The sequence below is a fragment of the Cryptobacterium curtum DSM 15641 genome (genome assembly GCF_000023845.1).
GTDB lineage: Bacteria > Actinomycetota > Coriobacteriia > Coriobacteriales > Eggerthellaceae > Cryptobacterium > Cryptobacterium curtum.
The window spans coordinates 1,244,334-1,261,663 of sequence record NC_013170.1 but is presented as its reverse complement, the minus strand read 5'-3'; the positions used below and the strand labels follow the sequence as shown (position 1 = coordinate 1,261,663).

Sequence of the window (17,330 nt, the reverse complement as noted above, 5' to 3'; positions counted from 1 at the left end):
CGACACCGCTTTTATTTGATAGCTGTTGTTGAAGCATCAAATAGCGCAAGATATCAATGAGCTATCTGTTCAGGCTGATATTGCAATCATGGAGGATCGTATTGATGGCCTTGTTCACCTCACGGCGCTTTCACGTCACATGATGCGTGTTATCAAAGCAAATCTGACCTTTTCAATGCTTCTCAATTTTGTTGCCATTATATTGGCTATTACGGCAGTGCTTGACCCCGTAACAGGGGCGTTGGTACACAACTGCGGTAGCGTGTTTGTTATTGTTAATTTGTCGTTTTTACTAACATGGACAATGAAGAAGCGCCTCTTACGGCAAGCATCTGCACCTGTGGTGACTTCCGAAGAGCGCTTAAGCGCTATTTAATGCTATCTGATGAAACTATTGAGAGTAGCTATTTAAAGAGACGGCTTCGCCAGAAAAAGATAGCTGCTATACCGCAACCGATAAGGGCGCAGATAATGGGGAATGCAAATGTATCGGCAGCTGGCAGGTCGCTTACATTCATACCATAGAAACTAAACACCATCGTTGGGATGGCGAGCACCAACGTAATAATGGTCAGTGTGCGCATGGTGATGTTGAGATTATTGCTAATAACACTGGCGAACGTATCCATGGTGCCATCAAGAATGTTCGTGTAGATAGCGCTCATCTCGATAGCCTGGCGCAGTTCGATAAAAACATCGTCAAGTAGATCGCGATCGTCTTCGTAAAGTCGCACTGCTCGTCCGCTACTGACCTTAGTGAGTGTTGCTTCATCGGCTTTAAGCGATGTGGAAAAATAAACGAGCGACTTCTCGAAACCAAGCATCTTAATGAGTTCGCTGTTGCGTAGGTCACGGCGCAAACTTGCTTCGATACGGTTGAACTGACGGTCGATATTGCGCAGGTAAATGACGTAGCGTTGAGAGATACGCAAGAATATCTGAAGGAAGAGCCGCGTGCGCTGGTTGGTGTTCATCCTTCGCACTCCATGTCCGCTCGCAAATTGCGACACAATTGCGTTTTCGCGCAGACTAACAGTAACGAGCATATCTTTTTCGGGCAGAAAGATAAACGAGAGCGGATGTGTATCATATTGCACGATGTCCGGGTCTTCCGCTTCAGAAGCATCTTCTACGAACGGACAGTCGACAATAATAAGCGTCTGATTTGCATCGTCATCGTAGTCGATATGCGAAGACTCTTCATCGTCGAAAGCAGATCGGACAAATTCAGGGGCGATGTCAACCTGATTGAGCAACCAGTCGCGATCGTTTGAATCGGGGGAGACAACGTTAATCCAACAGCCTGGCTCCGGAGTAGTTATGGGCTGTGTTAGCAAGTCGGTGCCTACCAGAGTAGTTTTCAGGCATTCAATCATGGGTCCCCCTTTCAAGCCTTGCTATTGTAGCGCAATGTTTAAAAGGAAAATCGATCTGTTCAAAGACGAGTCCATACGCGGCAGGTGAAGGCGCGCGATCTGCTTTTGTGTACGCAAGGAGATTACCAAGCGTGGTGCCTTCAGTTTAGTGTCTTCATTGTGGTGCCGACCCAGCGGCCTCTGATGCTCACGGCGTGAGTGGCTATCGTTGCATTTGGAGCAGCTTATTTTGTTGGTTCAAGTAAATTGCGCTGCTGATAGAGGCCATTGTCATAAAAACTAAGGCGTCGATAGTATTCGCGCGTGCCAATAGCACTGATAACATTCAACTTAGTAAAACCTGCTTTTGCGGCAATAATACATGCTTGTTCGACCAGTTGGCGGCCGAGTCCCAGATGCTGCACGCCCGCATCGGTGTGATGTAAGTGCGCTGCCACGCCATATACATGCACTTCGCGAATCATGGCTTCACCGGCGTATATAGGGATTTCACCAGCGTGTGCAGTGATATAGCTTTTATAGGGAAGTGACAGGCGTAAAAAGCCAGCGATACGGTCAGTGGGGTCAACCCACTGTAAGAAATGTTCTTCGGATACCTCGGTTTGGTAGACGATTTCTTTTAGCGTAAGTTTATTTATGTCAACGGTTTCGCGATTGATTTCGCGGAAACGGATCTCGCGGATAGCTTCGTGATAACCGTCGGTGCGTAGGCGTTCTTCTACCATTTGACGCAAGTTGGGTTTTTTATTGCCCGCAACAATATCCTGGGTTGATATATCTCTGATCATACGGGAAAGGCGCGTGTAAGCAGGGGTAGCCAGCACATCTGCAGTGAGTACGTCGACAAGCTCATCTTCAGAATAGGGGCGCCATGTCCCTTTTTCCCAATGCGCCATAAGACCAGTCCCTTCAATGAGGGCGCAGGGGTAGAGTTTTACTTCGTCAGGGCGAAAAGCGGGTGTATCGGCGAAGCAGGCATAGTCGCGCTTGTCGTCGGCGGGTGTTGAACCCAAGAGATTTACCATAAAGTGAGCATGGATTTTGAATCCAAACACTCTCAAAAGGCGAAAAGCCTGCTTGATGGTGGCTGTGGTAATGCCGCGATCGTTTGCGGCGAGAATTTCGTCGCGGGTACTTTGGACGCCGATCTGTACTTTTGTGCAGCCGATTTCCCGTAAAGCGTGTAAACTTTCGGCGCTGATGGCATCGGGACGTGTTTCTACTACTAATCCGACACAGCGGTGATCTGCCGTTTCGTTGCGGATATGTTCAGCGAAGAGGTCTTCTTGGCAAGTCTGTTGCCAGCTTGCGGTAGTGCCCCAAGAAGATTGCGGTCCAAACAGACAACCGACTGCTTCGTTATAGGTAATCTGTCCAGCGTTAACAAGAGCTTGGACGGGTTCGCACTGCTGTGCAAGTTCCGCAGCTTCGCAACCGATAGCAGATTTCTTATAGGCAGTGCGTCGCGTATTGCAGCACTCTTGACGCTCGGTGGGGCTGTCGTTGAGAGCGCGGAACAGTTCACGAGCATACCAGGTTCTATAGCTGCGTGGATAATCGCTCCAGGTGCCCCCTAAAACAATCAGCTCAATCTTGTCGGTTGCATGACCCATCTCGTGCAGCGCTTCAAGGCGACTTGCAACCTGCAGGTATGGGTCAAAGAAGTTACGTTCGGCACGTTGGCAGGCAGGCTCTTTGAAGAGGTAACTTTTTGGCATGCGTACATCGTTGGGACAGTAGAGACACGCGCTCGCACAGGCATGTGGCTTAGTAATAACAGTGATGGTGGCCACACCTGATGCGCTGCGGCGGGGTTTCATCTGTAAAATACCAATAAGATAAGCCTCATCTTGTTCGCTGATATGCCAGGTGCGCCAGAGATCTTCGTGCTCGCGCTTCATGCGCTGATAGGCCGGTAGCAACTGTCGTTTTGCAAAGTGGCGCTCTGGGCTATGCCATGCGCGATTATAGCGTGCGATCAGAGATTCCAGTTTTCGCGCATCAAGTTCACGAGAGCTTTTCAGTGCTTGGATAATATCTGTGATAAGCCCCTCGATAGTGGGTTTTTCGTTTGTGGGTGATGCATTGATAACAGTTGACGCATCTACACCAGGTGATGTATCGGTAACGCATGGCGTATCTGTGCTGGATAGCATATCTACAGCAGGGGATGTCTCTGTGACAGGAGATGTATCGGTACCAGGGGATGTGAGCGGCTTTTCCATAGGGAGAAATTCTAACATGCTCGCTGCGGGACAGCCTATTACGCGGTGATTTTCATCACACCGCGTGGTGGGGAGTTGCTAAATGGACGAGCGGCAGAATGAACAAGTGACAGACTGAACAGCAACAAGTTGAGTGCTGTGTGTCAACGTCTGTGCGGTTGCCCTCCAAGTATGACGAAGCAGCAGAATCCTGCGGCATACGGAGACATATGCAAAGATAATGGCCACGTAAGAGCGTACTAAGCATGTGCAGCTGCGCTCAAGCATGATAGGATCGCGTTTGAGCAACTGGTGTTGGTGTTATCGCCGTGCAAAAAGGGAGGAGGTGCGTCTTCGATGGATCAGCAGACAGCTCGGACACTCGCTCAGCTGAATAGTGAGTTTTATCGTACGGTGGCCGATTCCTTTTCGGCAACGCGTCAGGCTCCTTGGCACGGATGGATAACACTGACCGATATATTGCAAGAAGGAGCCTGGTCTGCCACCTCAGAAGCCGATTGTCCTTCTTCGGTAGGCGACCCTGCATATCAGACTATCGTGCTTGATGCTGCGTGTGGCAATTTGCGGTTTGAGTCGTTTTTACAGGATCGATTCCCGCATGCCTGTTTTGAGTTTCATGCGTTCGACAATTGTGACAGTTTGCTTCCTCAAGTGGATCGTCGTGTTGCTTCCCTTGTGTTTCACAAGTGTGATCTGATGGCAGCACTTTTGGCTCTTCGCGAAGCAGACTTACAGAAGCAGATTTCTGCAAAGCAGGTGTCCCAGCAGCAGCCCTGTACGAGATATACTCACGATCAGGTACTATCTGATAACCAACACCGCGGGGGCGAGCCGTCGCTAGAGCAGGCGCCAGAGCAAGCGCTGTTTGGCGCCATCCCTTTGAGCGGTTTGGTTGTTTCATTCGGGTTTATGCATCATATTCCAGCATTGGAAAATCGGATTGCTTTTCTGCGAGCGCTTATACAGGCTGCTGAGCCGGGCGGTTATGTGGCGGTATCGCTATGGCGTTTCATGGAAGATGCGCGTCTGGCTCGTAAAGTCCGATCATGCTGGCCCGCTGCCCAGAAGGCTCTTGTGCACCGTGGAGTCGATCCATCCTCGCTTGAAGAAGGCGACTTTCTTTTGGGGTGGCAAGATCAGCACGATGTATGGCGCTACTGCCATCATTTTTCCAATGAAGAAGCGTGCATGCTTGTTGATGCCGTTGCAAACGAAGGGCGCTTAATCGCAAACTTTACTGCTGATGGGCTTGATAACAAGACCAATCGATATCTCGTTTTCAGACGGGAATCTGCTGGGAATCTGCCCCTGAAAAGTAATGCGGTTTTACCCCATCTTGCTACTAATCGAGGATAAACCAGACGCCGCTTTGTGGTCTCTGTTGGAAACGCGCGTCATTCTTCTTTTTTGGCTGATAATCCCCCTATAATAGGGCGCTATCCAAGACGCGCTCTTACCTGAGCGCGTCTGCTTTGTTTGACTGTGGGGCTTTAACGCTCCCTTGAAAGGGAATATCTGTGGGTACGGTGCTGCGCATTTTTCAGCGTGACATAGTGCGTCTAATAAAAAATCCGTTTGCCCTGGTGGTTATTGTGGCAATGTCGGTTCTGCCGGCATTGTATGCATGGTATTGCATTGAAGCAAACTGGGACCCTTACGAACATACCAATGGACTGCATATTGCCGTCGCTAACGAAGACGTTCCGACAACGGTCGAAGGGATGGGATCGGTCGACGTCGGCGGTCAAATAGTTGATCAGTTATCACAAAACAGTCAGTTTAGCTGGGAATTTGTTTCAAAAGGTGAAGCGATAGACGGAGTTAAGTCAGGACGCTATTACGCTGCCTTTGTGATCCCCTCGTCGCTTTCTGCTGACTTTACCAGCGCACTGTCGGGCGACCGACATGAGCCACATATCGATTACTACGTCAATGAAAAGTACAGTTCAACCGCTGTAAAAGTAACCGATGCTGGATCAACGGCAATCGAGCGTCAGGTAGAGGAAGCCTTTTCAAAAGCGGTATCCGAAGCGCTTATCGGTTTGTTGAAAGACCGAGCTGGCGACATTGAAAGCCAGATTGATACAGCTGATGGGCGTCTTTCTCAAACGGTCACTGGGGCAAATGAACAGGTGGCTCAAATCATCGATACGCTACAGGACGTTTCGCAGTCTATCGACTCGTGGTCGCATGTCGTTGACAATGCTCAAGAAACGCTCGATGTGCTTGAAACTGCCGTGCCGCAGGCATCAACGTCTATCGATGATGCAGCGCGCGTTCTTTCTCAGGTACGCACTTCATCGGATGGCTTCAGTTCATCGCTCGCAGGGACCCTTACCCAGAGTGGTGCGCTTATAGGGAGTACTTCTTCGCAGGTAAATAGCCAGGTTAACGATGCTGTTGGACGCATTATGGTGGCGAAGGCTGACGTGGATAGTGTGCTTACCCGTCTTCAAGGGGTTATCGCGCAGAACGACCAGATTATTAGTCAGTTGCAAGATGCCGCTGCGGCACTGCCGGCGGGCAGCGCGAAGACTACCGCGCTCAATACGATTGCGCGTTTGCAATCCCATAACGATACGCTCAGGCAGCATGTCAATAACCTCTCAAATGTCAGTACGAGCCTCGGTCGTGCTACTCTTGCTGCGCAGAATCTTTCGAATGCTATGAACACGACAGTGCAGACGGGTGCTCAATCCATCATGGTCACGGGAACAGCTCTTGCTGCAAGTGCGTCGCGTATCGGCGGTTCGCTTGATTCGCTCGTGCTGTCGATGGGCGGTCTCTCTGGGGCAGTTTCTGGACTAGGCCCGCAGGTGGAAGAAATTTCTTCGTTGCTTTCACAGGCGCAGGGTGTCTTTAGCCAGGTTCAAGCGTCTCTTTCTAACACGGAAAGTTCTCTTGGTGCGGTACAAAAGCACGTTGACGACACTGTTGATGATATCCGCGCCATCGCTTCAGCGCTCGAAGCCGATCAACTTTCTGTGGTGCTTGGTCTTGACGTAACAAGCATTGGCGAGTTCATGTCGTCGCCGGTTACCCTTGATACCGAAGTGCTCTATCCGGTGGAGCATTATGGTGCAGCCGTTGCCCCGTTCTATACCAATCTGGCTATTTGGGTCGGCTGCTTTATGTTGATAGCTATTCTTAAGATGGAAGTCGATCGCAAAGGGTTTGAATCGATGACAGCTGTGCAGGCTTATATGGCTCGCTGGCTGCTGTTCGTTTTAGTTTCCTTAGTTCAGGCGGCGATTATCTGTATCGGTGATGTGGCATTGGGCATTGGCTGTGTCGACCCGATATCGTTTGTTATTGCGGGGCTCGTTACAAGTTTTGCCTTTGTGAACGTGGTTTTCATGTTAGGGATTACCCTGAAACACATTGGCAAGGCGCTTGCTGTGCTGTTGCTTATCATGCAGATTCCTGGTTCGTCGGGTATGTACCCTATCGAAATGATGCCGTCCTTTTTCCAACAGGTACATCCACTCTTACCCTTCACCTATGGTATTTCTGCCATGCGCGAGGCAATTGGGGGCATGTACGGCGGTGCATATGCCGCCAACATAGTGGTGCTTTTGCTTATCGCGGCGGTTTCGCTACTCATCGGCTTATTTGTCCGTCCGTATGTTCTTAATTTGAACGTGTTGTTTGACAAACGATTACGCGAAACGACCTATATGGTCAATGACGATCAAGGCCTGCGCGAACCGCGTTATCGTGTGCGCAACGTGGTGCGTGCTCTTTTGGACAACGACGAATACCGAAGCGTTTTGCTTGGTCGTGCGACGCGCTTCAACCGTCGCTATCCATCTATTGCACAGATCAGTCGTATTTCAATAATCGTCCTTCCACTTGTTGCTCTGGTTATCATGTGCCAATTTTCGCTGGGGCCGAACGGCAAGGTGCTCATGATTGTGGGCTTTGTCACGCTGGTTGTTTTGCTGGGATGGGCGCTGGTCCTTATCGAGTACTTCCATGATTACTTGAATAACCAGGTGCGCATGGTTGCGCACAGTGGAGAAGATTTGATGGCTGATGTGATGGGTCACACTCCACTGCGCCACAAGGATTTTTCTGCCAACCACGCCGAAAATGTGCGTGCGGTACTTTCCCGTTTGCGTGAAGTACCTCAGAAGAATGCCGCTACAGAAGAGCTCTCCTCGGGCGAGGTCTTGAATGATGTTTCGAGTGATATTCCAAGTAAAGCGTTAAATGGTGCTTCAGATGCAGTATTAGATGGTGCTGCGAGTGACGCTTCGGATGAAACTTTCCATAAGGTGCCGAACGGCATTTCAAGCGATACTGCAGAGACTCCTTCGGACAGCACTTCAGATGGTGCTTCGAAAACGTCAGACGATGCTTCGGACGCGTCTATTGATAAGGAAAAGCGGTGATTTCGATGAGAAATGTGTTCCGCATGTTTGTCGATGATTTGCGTCTTGGTCTGCACAGCCCTATTTCTACCCTCATTTTAGTTGGTCTTATTCTGCTTCCCGTTATGTATGCCTGGCTCAATACGGCGGCAAGCTGGGATCCGTATAACAATACGCAAGGGCTCAAGGTTGCTGTGGTCAACGACGACGAAGGCTACAAGGGCGATTTTTTACCTCTTCGGGTAAACACGGGCGATTCCGTTGTTTCGTCGTTGCGGGCAAATGATAGTTTTAGCTGGGAATTTGTCGATAACGACACCGCCATGGAAGGGGTACGGTCGGGTCGCTACTATGCGGCACTGGTTATACCCTCGTCGTTTTCGGCAGATCTTATGTCGCTGTTTTCTCCCAACGTTGAACATTCGAGCATCATTTACTACACCAACGAAAAAGAAAATCCTATTGCACCACGTATTACTGATGCCGGTGCAGGGGTCATTCAAGAAAGTATTCGCGAGCAGTTTACAAGCACGGTCAGTGAAGTGGCGCTTTCGTTGTCATCTGACCTTGTCGATTTCAGTCAGAGTGATCAGCTGGCTTCTTATATTGAACGCATGGGGAATAGCATCGATACTGCTTCGTCTGACATTCACGATGCGGCTGACCGTATCCGATCTTTCTCTCGGGTCATGGGTGCAACGCGTTCGCTTGTTGACTCGTCGGCATCGGTGATGGACTCCGCTTCAGATTCGTCAACACGAATGCAGAACGCTATTTCGTCATCCGAAGATTCGCTTTCGTCAACGGCGTCATCCTTAGAGGGGTCAGTTGATGCCGTGAGTCAGGCACTCTCCAAGAGTGCAGAGAGTTTTGATTCTCTGGGCGGCCAGGCTAATCAGGCTTTTGATGCCATTGGCGATTCTTCACAGACTGCATCGGCGCAGTTGCGTACGCTTGCCAACAGGGTTCTTGTGATCAAGCAGTCATACGATTCGCTTGCTACTGCACTTGAATCGGTGAACACTGGTCATGCGTTTGATGCGGTGATCACTCAGATACGAGAAGCTTCGAGAATCCAAGGGGATCTTGCGCAGAATCTTGCGGACACAGCCGATTCAATTGATTCAGGCGTGTCTGATTCTTCCACGCGCCGTCAACAGGTGGCCGATCTGATAGCACAGGCAAAGCAGGGAATTAACGCAGCGAAAACCGACTACAATGGCGATCTCACGTCGTCAGTTGGCCAGTTGAAGCAGTCGCTTGCGCAGGTATCGGGTAGCGCGCAAACGATATCGTCGGACTTGGATGCAACCATGGCATCTCTTTCTGATGCAACCGATTCGCTTTCAGCACGACTAGCCTCTGCCCAAGAGCAGCTTGATCAAGCAGCCAAGGAACTTGACGGATCGGCTGATTATCTGAAAGAGGTAAAAGAAAAACTCTCCGACGCCCTTGCATCGGGCGACGTTGACAAAATCAAAGCCATTATTGATGGCGATACGACGTCGCTTGCCGATTACTTAGCTTCCCCGATTTCCATGGAGCGCCAGGGCATATTTCCCGTGGAAAACAACGGGTCATCAATGTCATCGTTCTACACAATGCTCACCTTGTGGGTCGGGGCCGTTATTTTGGTCGTTATGCTTGAAGGGCACCTAAACGAAAGCCGCCGCGCTCAATATCCTAAGCTGAAGCCGCGCGAGGAGTTCTTTGGGCGATTTGGCATCTTTTCGCTTTTGGGTTTGGGACAGAGTTTAGTGGTGTGCCTAGGAGATCTATTCTTCTTGAAAATACAGTGCGTGCACCCGGTTCTCTTTGTGCTTGCTGGCGTGCTGATTGGGCAGATGTTCTGCTTCTTCATCTATACGTTAGTGGTTTCGTTTGGTAATGTCGGTAAGGCGATTTCGGTCATCTTGCTTGTTATGCAAGTGGCTGGTTCGGGTGGCATCTTTCCCATAGAGATGTCCGATACCATTTTCCAGGACATCTATCCGTGGCTGCCGTTTGTCCATGGCATGCGCGCGATGCAGTCGTGTGTGGCGGGTATCTATGGAATGGAATATGTCTCGGGTCTTTTGGCGGTTTCAAGTTTGGTGGCGCTTTCCTTGCTGCTGGGTTTGATTATTCGCAAGCCGATTGCGCAATCAAACCAGATGCTGCGGCGCAAGCTAGAGGAAACGAAGCTGATGTAGGAGTGGTGGCTCTATTCATCAGAAGTAATCACTGCTTTTCTCTTGATTCATTCAAAACCAAATAAGATGGATGGATTTTCATTTTTGATCCATCGCGTTATACGTGCGGTTTGCTAAGTTAACACTATCCAGCAAGACGACTGCGTGAGGGGGTTGCATGGCGTCTATGAAACGCTCCTATGGTGGCGTGCAACCATGTATTCCCGTCGGCATTTTTCGTATTCGTCTGCCGTTTATTCATTTCAAGATATCGCCGCCAGAAATCGTAACGGGCCTCATGAATGCTTGTACCTCGTACGGGGCATTGGCGGTGCTCGTTACGACGTTAGGGCTCGACCCTGAAACAGCGTGGGCACTCGTGGTATTTGAAACCATGATGTACACGCTCAATTGGCTGCTTGGCGAGCCGTCGATTTGTGGGTGGATCACGCCTGCTATGGCAATTATCATCGTACATTTGGAATCGTTCGACTCGGGAATTGCCCGTATTCAGGCGCTTTCTGCCGTTCAGCTGGAATTAGCTGTTCTCTTTATTGTGCTGGGATTTACCGGACTCTCGAAGCGCTTAAATACCCTTATGCCGCCGGCGGTCAAGGCTGGCATCGTGCTTGGCGCTGGCGTTAACGCCGTATATGCACGCCTGCAGGAGGGTGGGGCGATCGATACAGTGACGGTGGGGTGTTTAGCGGGCCTTGTCGTTGTCTTTTTGTTTATGTTTTCAAAGCGCTTACGCAAGCATATCGAAACGAATCGGTTCATCAGTATTTTGGGTAACTACGGATTCCTTTGGGCTGTTATTGCCATGCTTATTGCGGGCGGTGTTTCAGGGGAATTTGACTACCATTTTTCAGGGCAGCTGCTGAAGTTCCCTGATTTTGTTGCTCTGTATTACGCTGTGTCGCCGTTTAGCATCGGATTTCCCGATATGCATACCTGGTTTACTGGGCTACCTATTGCGCTGGTGGCTTGGGTAATTGCCTATGGCGATTTCGTTACGGTACAGCAGCTTGGTCTGCAGGCACAGCGCGACGATGAATATATCGAGTTTGACCCCAACCGCACAAACGTCATTTGTGGTATCCGTAATCTTATACTTGGTCTATTTGCTCCGTATCCGGCGCTCGCCGGTCCGTTGTCTGCGCCGTATTGCGTTGCAACGTACCAGCGTTATCGCCAGGGTGGGCGTGCTGGAATGGATTCCATCTATGATGGATCGGGCACTAACCTTATTTTTACCGTGGTTGGTCTGTTTATCTTTCCGCTGTATGAAGCAGCGGCTGCAGCGGCATCTGCCATGCTGGTTGTGGTGTTGTGTATTCAAGGGTTTGTCTGCGCTCAGATCTGTTTCGATTTGGCGCGCGACAAACTCGACCAGGGTATTGCCGGCATGATGGCAGGATTCATCCTGGCTCGGGGCGGAGGCGTTGGGTTGGTAGCCGGCTCGGCGTTATATGTGTTGCTGTGTGACCGCGATAAGATTCGTGCTGACTTCGCCGAAAATAAGCGGCTGCAGGATGAAGAAGATGAGGCGGCGCGTGTGCAGATGGAAGCACTTGAAAAACGGCGTCGTGCCCATCATCGCAACGGAGCTACGTCGTCGCGCTAGCTCAAATCTGGCGTTCGCTAGTGACTGTTGTTATTGTGCTATTGGCCCAAATGTCGGCTCAAATGTCGTAAACGTGGTGCATTACCGCGCTCTAATAACTAGGTGTTCGATAAGTGGGTTAAGGATTTCGTGAGCGTGGTGCGTATACTTTGTTGGCTGAGCGTCGCGTATATGTACTTTCGTATCTGGTATCTGTGTGTTTGATATAGCAGTTGTTCGTCAGGATTTTTCTTAGTCCCTTATAAATCCCGGTGTCCAGCTAGGATATGGTACTCGACTACGGGCTAGGCTAAAATGGTTTTCGCACGCGCATTCGTGTTTGTACATCAGCGGGGTAGGTGGCAGCTCCTTTTTATGGAGGTTTCCTCCTGCAACTGTGATGACAACGCGTTTATGAAGGAGGACGCGCGGCTGTATTGCAGGGATCGGAGAGATCGTGATCAACAACGATAAAATGGACGCCATTGTGGCGGGTATTGCCCAAAACTACACCTCGCCTGAGATTTGCTTCAATTGCGAAGGGCGCCATTTTCCCAGCCGTCGTGCCATCATTGAGATCATCAAGGATCTGCGCGTCGTGCTGTTTCCTCGTTATTTCAGCGATGACGGTGCTTCAACGCGCCGCCCCGAATACTTTATCGGTCAGGCGTTATCGCACATTGAAGATAACCTACGCGAGCAAGTGCGCGAAGCACTGCTGTTCAGAGAATCAGATATGCCCGCCGACGAACTGGCACAGCATGTTGATAGTATCATTCTGCGTTTTATGGAAAGCTTACCCGAGGTGCAGCGCATCCTGCTAACCGATGTGCAGGCAGCTTTTGACGGTGATCCTGCAGCTCAGAGTAAAGAAGAAATCATCTTTAGTTATCCGGGCTTCTTCGCTATTTTTGTTTACCGTATTGCGCACTGCCTTTATGTACAGGATGTCCCACTGATTCCCCGCATCATGAGTGAGTATGCGCATGTTCATTCCGGGGTCGACATCAATGCGGGCGCGACGATCGATGAATACTTCTTTATCGACCATGCAACTGGCGTAGTTATTGGTGAAACCACCACTATTGGCAAGCATGTCAAGATCTATCAGGGTGTCACGCTCGGCGCGCTGTCGACACGGGCGGGGCAGGGCTTGCGCGGGGTTAAGCGTCATCCTACGATTTGCGACGACGTAACCATTTATTCGGGTGCGAGCGTGCTCGGCGGAGAAACGGTTATCGGTGAAGATACCGTCATTGCAGGCGGTGCGTTTGTAACCGAATCTATTCCGGCCCATTCCCGTGTGACGGTAAAGGGCGTGGAAGTGAACGTACGCCCCTCGAAACGCGCGAAAGCCAGCTGGGAAATTTAGGCTTATCAACGAGATTCACGGACCCTGGTAAGGGGTAATAAACAAGCGCCCGCATGCAGTCCGGTGTTTATTGACCACGCTTTGTCGTACCTGGTAAGGGGTAATGAACAAGCGCCCGCATGCAGGTTGCCTGCGATGTGGGCGCTTTCTTATTCAACCATGCATGGTTCGCGGCGTAATTACGCGCACTATGTAGCTATGCAGCTCATTTCAGCCGCGCATGAAGCGAAAGCGTTTAGTTGCGGGTGAGCTTGCGATGTAAACGGTGCGGTTTGGACGCTTCTGGCCCTAAGCGCTGCTCACGGTTTTTCTGGTAGTCGGCAAAGTTTCCTTCAAACCACGTCCAGGCACCAGGATTATCGTCCGTTCCTTCCCAGGCGAGGATATGCGTCGCAACGCGGTCGAGGAACCACCGATCGTGGCTGGTGACAACGGCGCAACCGGGGAAGGCAAGCAGTGCTTCCTCAAGGCTTTCAAGCGTTTCGGTGTCGAGGTCGTTTGTCGGCTCGTCAAGCAACAAGAGGTTGCCCCCTTGCTTTAACGTGAGTGCCAAGTTGAGGCGATTACGCTCACCACCGGAAAGCACGTTGCTTGGTTTTTGCTGATCGCTTCCTTTAAAGCCGAAGCTTGCTACGTAGGCACGACTGGGGATTTCAGTTTGTCCTACCATCAGGTAGTCAAGCCCGTCAGATACCACTTCCCAAAGAGTGCGGTTGGGGTCGATGCCCGCACGGTTTTGGTCGACATAGCTGATCTTTACCGTTTCACCGATCTCAAGGGATCCACCAGATATATCTTCGATACCCATAATCATTTTGAACAGAGTTGATTTACCAACGCCATTCGGGCCAATAACACCGACAATGCCGTTGCGAGGCAGATCAAATGAAAGATCGTCAATGAGTACGCGATCACCAAACGCTTTATGGAGATGATCAGCCACAATAACTTTACTACCAAGCCGGGGGCCAACCGGAATATTAATTTCAGTAAAGTCGACTTGCGCACGTCCTGCTTCGGCAGCCATTTGTTCATAGCGCTCAAGACGTGCCTTGTTCTTCGCTTGTCGCGCTTTAGGGCTCGAACGTACCCACTCAAGTTCCGATCGCATCTTTTTAGCACGCTTTTCATCCTGCTTACCTTGAGCCTCAAGACGCGCGGCTTTTGTTTCTAAATAGGTTGAATAATTGCCTTTGTACGGATATAACGTGCCGCGGTCGACCTCGCAGATCCACTCAGCCACATCATCCAAAAAATAGCGATCGTGGGTTACAGCGAGCACTGCACCGGGGTAGTCTTTCAGGAATTGCTCAAGCCACAAGACACTTTCTGCGTCGAGATGGTTGGTTGGTTCGTCAAGCAGAAGAAGGTCAGGCGCTTCAAGCAGCAGGCGGCACAACGCTACACGACGCCTCTCGCCGCCCGAAAGATGATCGACCGTTTCATCGGGGTCGGGGCATTGCAGGGCGTCCATTGCCTGAGACAGTTGACTGTCCAGATCCCAGCCATTGGCCGCGTCGATGGCAGTTTGTAGGCTTCCCATTTCTTCCATGAGCGCATCGAAATCAGCATCAGGATTAGCCATTTCCGCGCCAATTTCATTAAAACGATTCACTTTGGCAATAATTTCGCCAAAAGCCTCCTCAATGTTTTCCTTAACGGTTTTTGTTTCATCGAGTGGCGGTTCCTGCTCGAGCAGACCCACCGTATAGCCGCTTGAGAGCTGCGCTGAACCATTGCTGACATCTTCAATGCCCGCCATAATCTTAAGCAGTGTTGACTTTCCCATACCATTGGGGCCAACAACGCCAATTTTGGCGCCAGGATAGAAGGCCATTGTTACGTCGTCGAGGATGACTTTATCCCCGTGGGCCTTGCGTGCCTTGTGCATTTGGTAGATAAATTCTGCCACAGCGTACCTCAGCGTTCTCGTTTGTATGAGTCAATATAGGCAGAACCGCCCATCGGGCGGCTCTGCCTTGGGTAAATTGCGCGATGCCCTTTACCCGTTAGTATTAAAAGTATCTCTGAAGATGAACTATCCGACAAGCAGCTTGCCAACACGAACACACTCGGCAGAAGCTTCGTCGTCGGGGTAATCTTTGGCGATGAGTGAATCAACTACGTTGACACCTGCATCCTGCGCACGCTGTTCCCACAGTTCCATCCATTCGCCATCGTTCCAGTCGTAGGATCCAAATAGCACGACTTTCTTATCACCGAGCAGGGGTTCTACGATATCGTAGACGGGCAGAAACTCGGTATCTTCGAGTTCTTCGTCGCCCATAGCGGGGCAGCCGAACGCGAAGGCATCAAAGTCGTCGATTTGACTTTCGTCGAAGTCCGAGATCTGGATGAGGCTTGCGTCGCCACCGGCTTCCTTTACGCCCTGAGCAACCAGGTCGGCCATTGCTTCGGTGTTGCCGGTACCGCTCCAGAACACGACTGCTACTTTACTCATGTGAGGTCCTTTCCATTGGTCCGTTTGTGCGGGTTTGTTTTTAATTTTCCCGTCATCGCGGATACTCCTTTTAGTTAGGCAACCCTAATGGTTTATTGACAAGGGGTCAACTGCCTTGTGCGGCTTATTCGGTTATTGTCCATCTAATTGTCAGTCGGCTGATGGCAAACGGTCTCCGGAAGCTTTCTCCAAAAAGCGAGAGATGTGTCACTAAGAGATTCTATTGGTTTTATTAGGCCGACTGATTATAAAACGCTACAAACATCTGCTATCACATTGAGAGTCTGTGTCAGTTATCATGCTTTTGTAACGCCGAAAGCCTGTGCCCATTCCGCCTCGCGGAACCCAGCGAGTACCGTGTCGCCATCTATAACCAAAGGGCGTTTTACCAGCATGCCATCAGAGGCGAGCTCGGCGATCTTCTCTTCGTCAGTCATAGTGGGCAGTTTGTCTTTCAGCCCGCGTGCGCGATAGACCATGCCACTGGTATTAAACAGCCGTTTTAAGTCGATACCACTGCGCTCGTGCCAGTCTGTCAGCTCGGCTATGGTTGGCCGATCTTGCTTAATGTTGCGGTCGGTGTAGTCGATCCCCTGTGCATCGAGCCACTTTTTGGCTTTCTGACAGGTGGAGCATTGCGGATATTCGATGAACAACATAAAGGGATTCCTTTCAGTGGGGATTCATCAAACGAGGGTGGAACTATTTTGCTGATCTGCCAAGGCTATTATTCAGGGGAATTTATTCGACTTGGCGGTTGTGCGATCAGCCTTTATCATGGCGGATTTCTTTGTGTTTGTCGATGGATTGACGACTATAATCGCGCTTGAGCGCAGATTGAAGAGTTATAGAGAAGGACCATCGCATGTCTGGTGTTATTACCAATGAGTCCGTACTTGCTACGGGTCTTGAATCTACTGTCAGATCCGCATCTGCTATTGGGTCTAAATCCACTACTCGGTCTACATTTGCTGATGGGTCTGTATCTACGAGTAAGTCGGGTCCTGCTATAGGGTCCGAATCGCCCAAGGAAAACGCTCCCACAACCACTAATGATGCACTACTTGCGCCGATTGAGCCTGCTCCACAGATGGAAAGCGTGGCTATGCCCGATCCACAGGTAGGGGATTGTGGCACGGTGACATCAGTCAATGTGTCTAAACGGAAGGGAACGCGCAAGTCGCCTGTTGAAGCAGGTGTGATTATGCTTGATTCCGATTATGGTGTACATGGTGATGCTCATGCCGGTAATTGGCATCGACAGGTATCGTTTTTAGCGGAAGAATCGATTGATGTCGCGAAGGATCACGGGCTCGATATATCCGAAGGTGACTTTGGCGAAAACATTACTGTCTCAGGTATCAATATGAAGGGTATGCCTTTAGGTACCCGTCTTTCTGTTGGTACTGCTGAAATAGAAATATCCCAGATTGGTAAGATTTGCCATCGTCGGTGCGCCATCTTTTACCTGGCGGGCGATTGCATTTTCCCGCGTGAAGGGGTATTCGGATGGGTCGTAAAGCCTGGTGCCGTTCGGGTGGGCGATACCGTGCAGGTGCTTTCCTTAGGAAGCGGGCAGGTGCATCATCTGGTGTCGGATACACCACTGCCTGAAGTCAAACAGCCAGTTTGTCAGACATAGAGACGCACATCGGGACACATTTCGACTTCATTCAACCGTCGGAGATGTATGAGGTTTCAACTGTTCAGACTCTATCGGGTTGGTTATGAGCCGATTTATCAGGC

Annotated in this window: 12 protein-coding genes; 7 read left to right on the top strand and 5 right to left on the bottom strand. The window is 50.4% G+C overall.

The features are described from left to right. Nucleotides 1–88 precede the first annotated feature (88 nt). Nucleotides 89–376: a cation-transporting P-type ATPase gene (locus tag CCUR_RS07480; RefSeq protein WP_174249821.1), complete on the top strand. Its 288-nt coding sequence runs from the start codon at nucleotides 89–91 to the stop codon at nucleotides 374–376. Between the two features lie 28 nt (nucleotides 377–404). On the opposite strand, the gene CCUR_RS05480 is transcribed toward CCUR_RS07480, so the two are convergent. After that, nucleotides 405–1,376, bottom strand: coding sequence for a magnesium transporter CorA family protein (locus tag CCUR_RS05480; RefSeq protein WP_015778659.1), 972 nt, complete (start codon nucleotides 1,374–1,376; stop codon nucleotides 405–407). 224 nt (nucleotides 1,377–1,600) lie between these two features. After that, the gene (locus tag CCUR_RS05475; protein ID WP_015778658.1) at nucleotides 1,601–3,601 is read right to left on the bottom strand and encodes an elongator complex protein 3; all 2,001 of its coding nucleotides are present in this window, start codon (nucleotides 3,599–3,601) and stop codon (nucleotides 1,601–1,603) included. A 336-nt stretch (nucleotides 3,602–3,937) separates the two neighbouring features. On the opposite strand from CCUR_RS05475, the gene CCUR_RS07290 reads away from it, so the two are divergent. From CCUR_RS07290 to CCUR_RS05445, 5 genes are all read left to right on the top strand, one after another. Then, nucleotides 3,938–4,957: a class I SAM-dependent methyltransferase gene (locus CCUR_RS07290; protein WP_015778657.1), complete on the top strand. Its 1,020-nt coding sequence runs from the start codon at nucleotides 3,938–3,940 to the stop codon at nucleotides 4,955–4,957. A 161-nt stretch (nucleotides 4,958–5,118) separates the two neighbouring features. Beyond that, nucleotides 5,119–7,995 (top strand): YhgE/Pip domain-containing protein, encoded by a 2,877-nt coding sequence (locus CCUR_RS05460; protein WP_015778656.1) that lies wholly within the window; start codon nucleotides 5,119–5,121, stop codon nucleotides 7,993–7,995. Between the two features lie 5 nt (nucleotides 7,996–8,000). Further along, nucleotides 8,001–10,166, top strand: a complete 2,166-nt coding sequence (locus CCUR_RS05455) for a YhgE/Pip domain-containing protein (protein ID WP_245526117.1) — start codon at nucleotides 8,001–8,003, stop codon at nucleotides 10,164–10,166. Nucleotides 10,167–10,323: 157 nt separating this feature from the next. Next, nucleotides 10,324–11,772, top strand: coding sequence for a solute carrier family 23 protein (locus CCUR_RS05450; protein ID WP_015778654.1), 1,449 nt, complete (start codon nucleotides 10,324–10,326; stop codon nucleotides 11,770–11,772). A gap of 439 nt (nucleotides 11,773–12,211) precedes the next feature. Next, a complete protein-coding gene (locus tag CCUR_RS05445) occupies nucleotides 12,212–13,123 on the top strand; it encodes a serine O-acetyltransferase (RefSeq protein WP_083771609.1) in 912 nt (303 codons plus the stop codon). Nucleotides 13,124–13,358: 235 nt separating this feature from the next. Here the strand turns inward: CCUR_RS05445 and ettA are convergent, their stop codons facing one another. From ettA to CCUR_RS05430, 3 genes are all read right to left on the bottom strand, one after another. Next, nucleotides 13,359–15,035 carry an energy-dependent translational throttle protein EttA gene (gene ettA / locus CCUR_RS05440; protein ID WP_012803474.1) on the bottom strand — a complete coding sequence of 559 codons (1,677 nt, stop codon included), beginning with the start codon at nucleotides 15,033–15,035 and terminating at the stop codon, nucleotides 13,359–13,361. 126 nt (nucleotides 15,036–15,161) lie between these two features. Then, the gene (locus CCUR_RS05435; RefSeq protein ID WP_012803473.1) at nucleotides 15,162–15,584 is read right to left on the bottom strand and encodes a flavodoxin; all 423 of its coding nucleotides are present in this window, start codon (nucleotides 15,582–15,584) and stop codon (nucleotides 15,162–15,164) included. A 296-nt stretch (nucleotides 15,585–15,880) separates the two neighbouring features. Beyond that, a complete protein-coding gene (locus tag CCUR_RS05430) occupies nucleotides 15,881–16,243 on the bottom strand; it encodes an arsenate reductase family protein (protein WP_012803472.1) in 363 nt (120 codons plus the stop codon). A 206-nt stretch (nucleotides 16,244–16,449) separates the two neighbouring features. Between CCUR_RS05430 and CCUR_RS07650 the strand changes: the two genes are divergently transcribed. Next, nucleotides 16,450–17,226, top strand: coding sequence for an MOSC domain-containing protein (locus CCUR_RS07650; RefSeq protein WP_245526090.1), 777 nt, complete (start codon nucleotides 16,450–16,452; stop codon nucleotides 17,224–17,226). The last annotated feature ends 104 nt before the right edge of the window (nucleotides 17,227–17,330 follow it).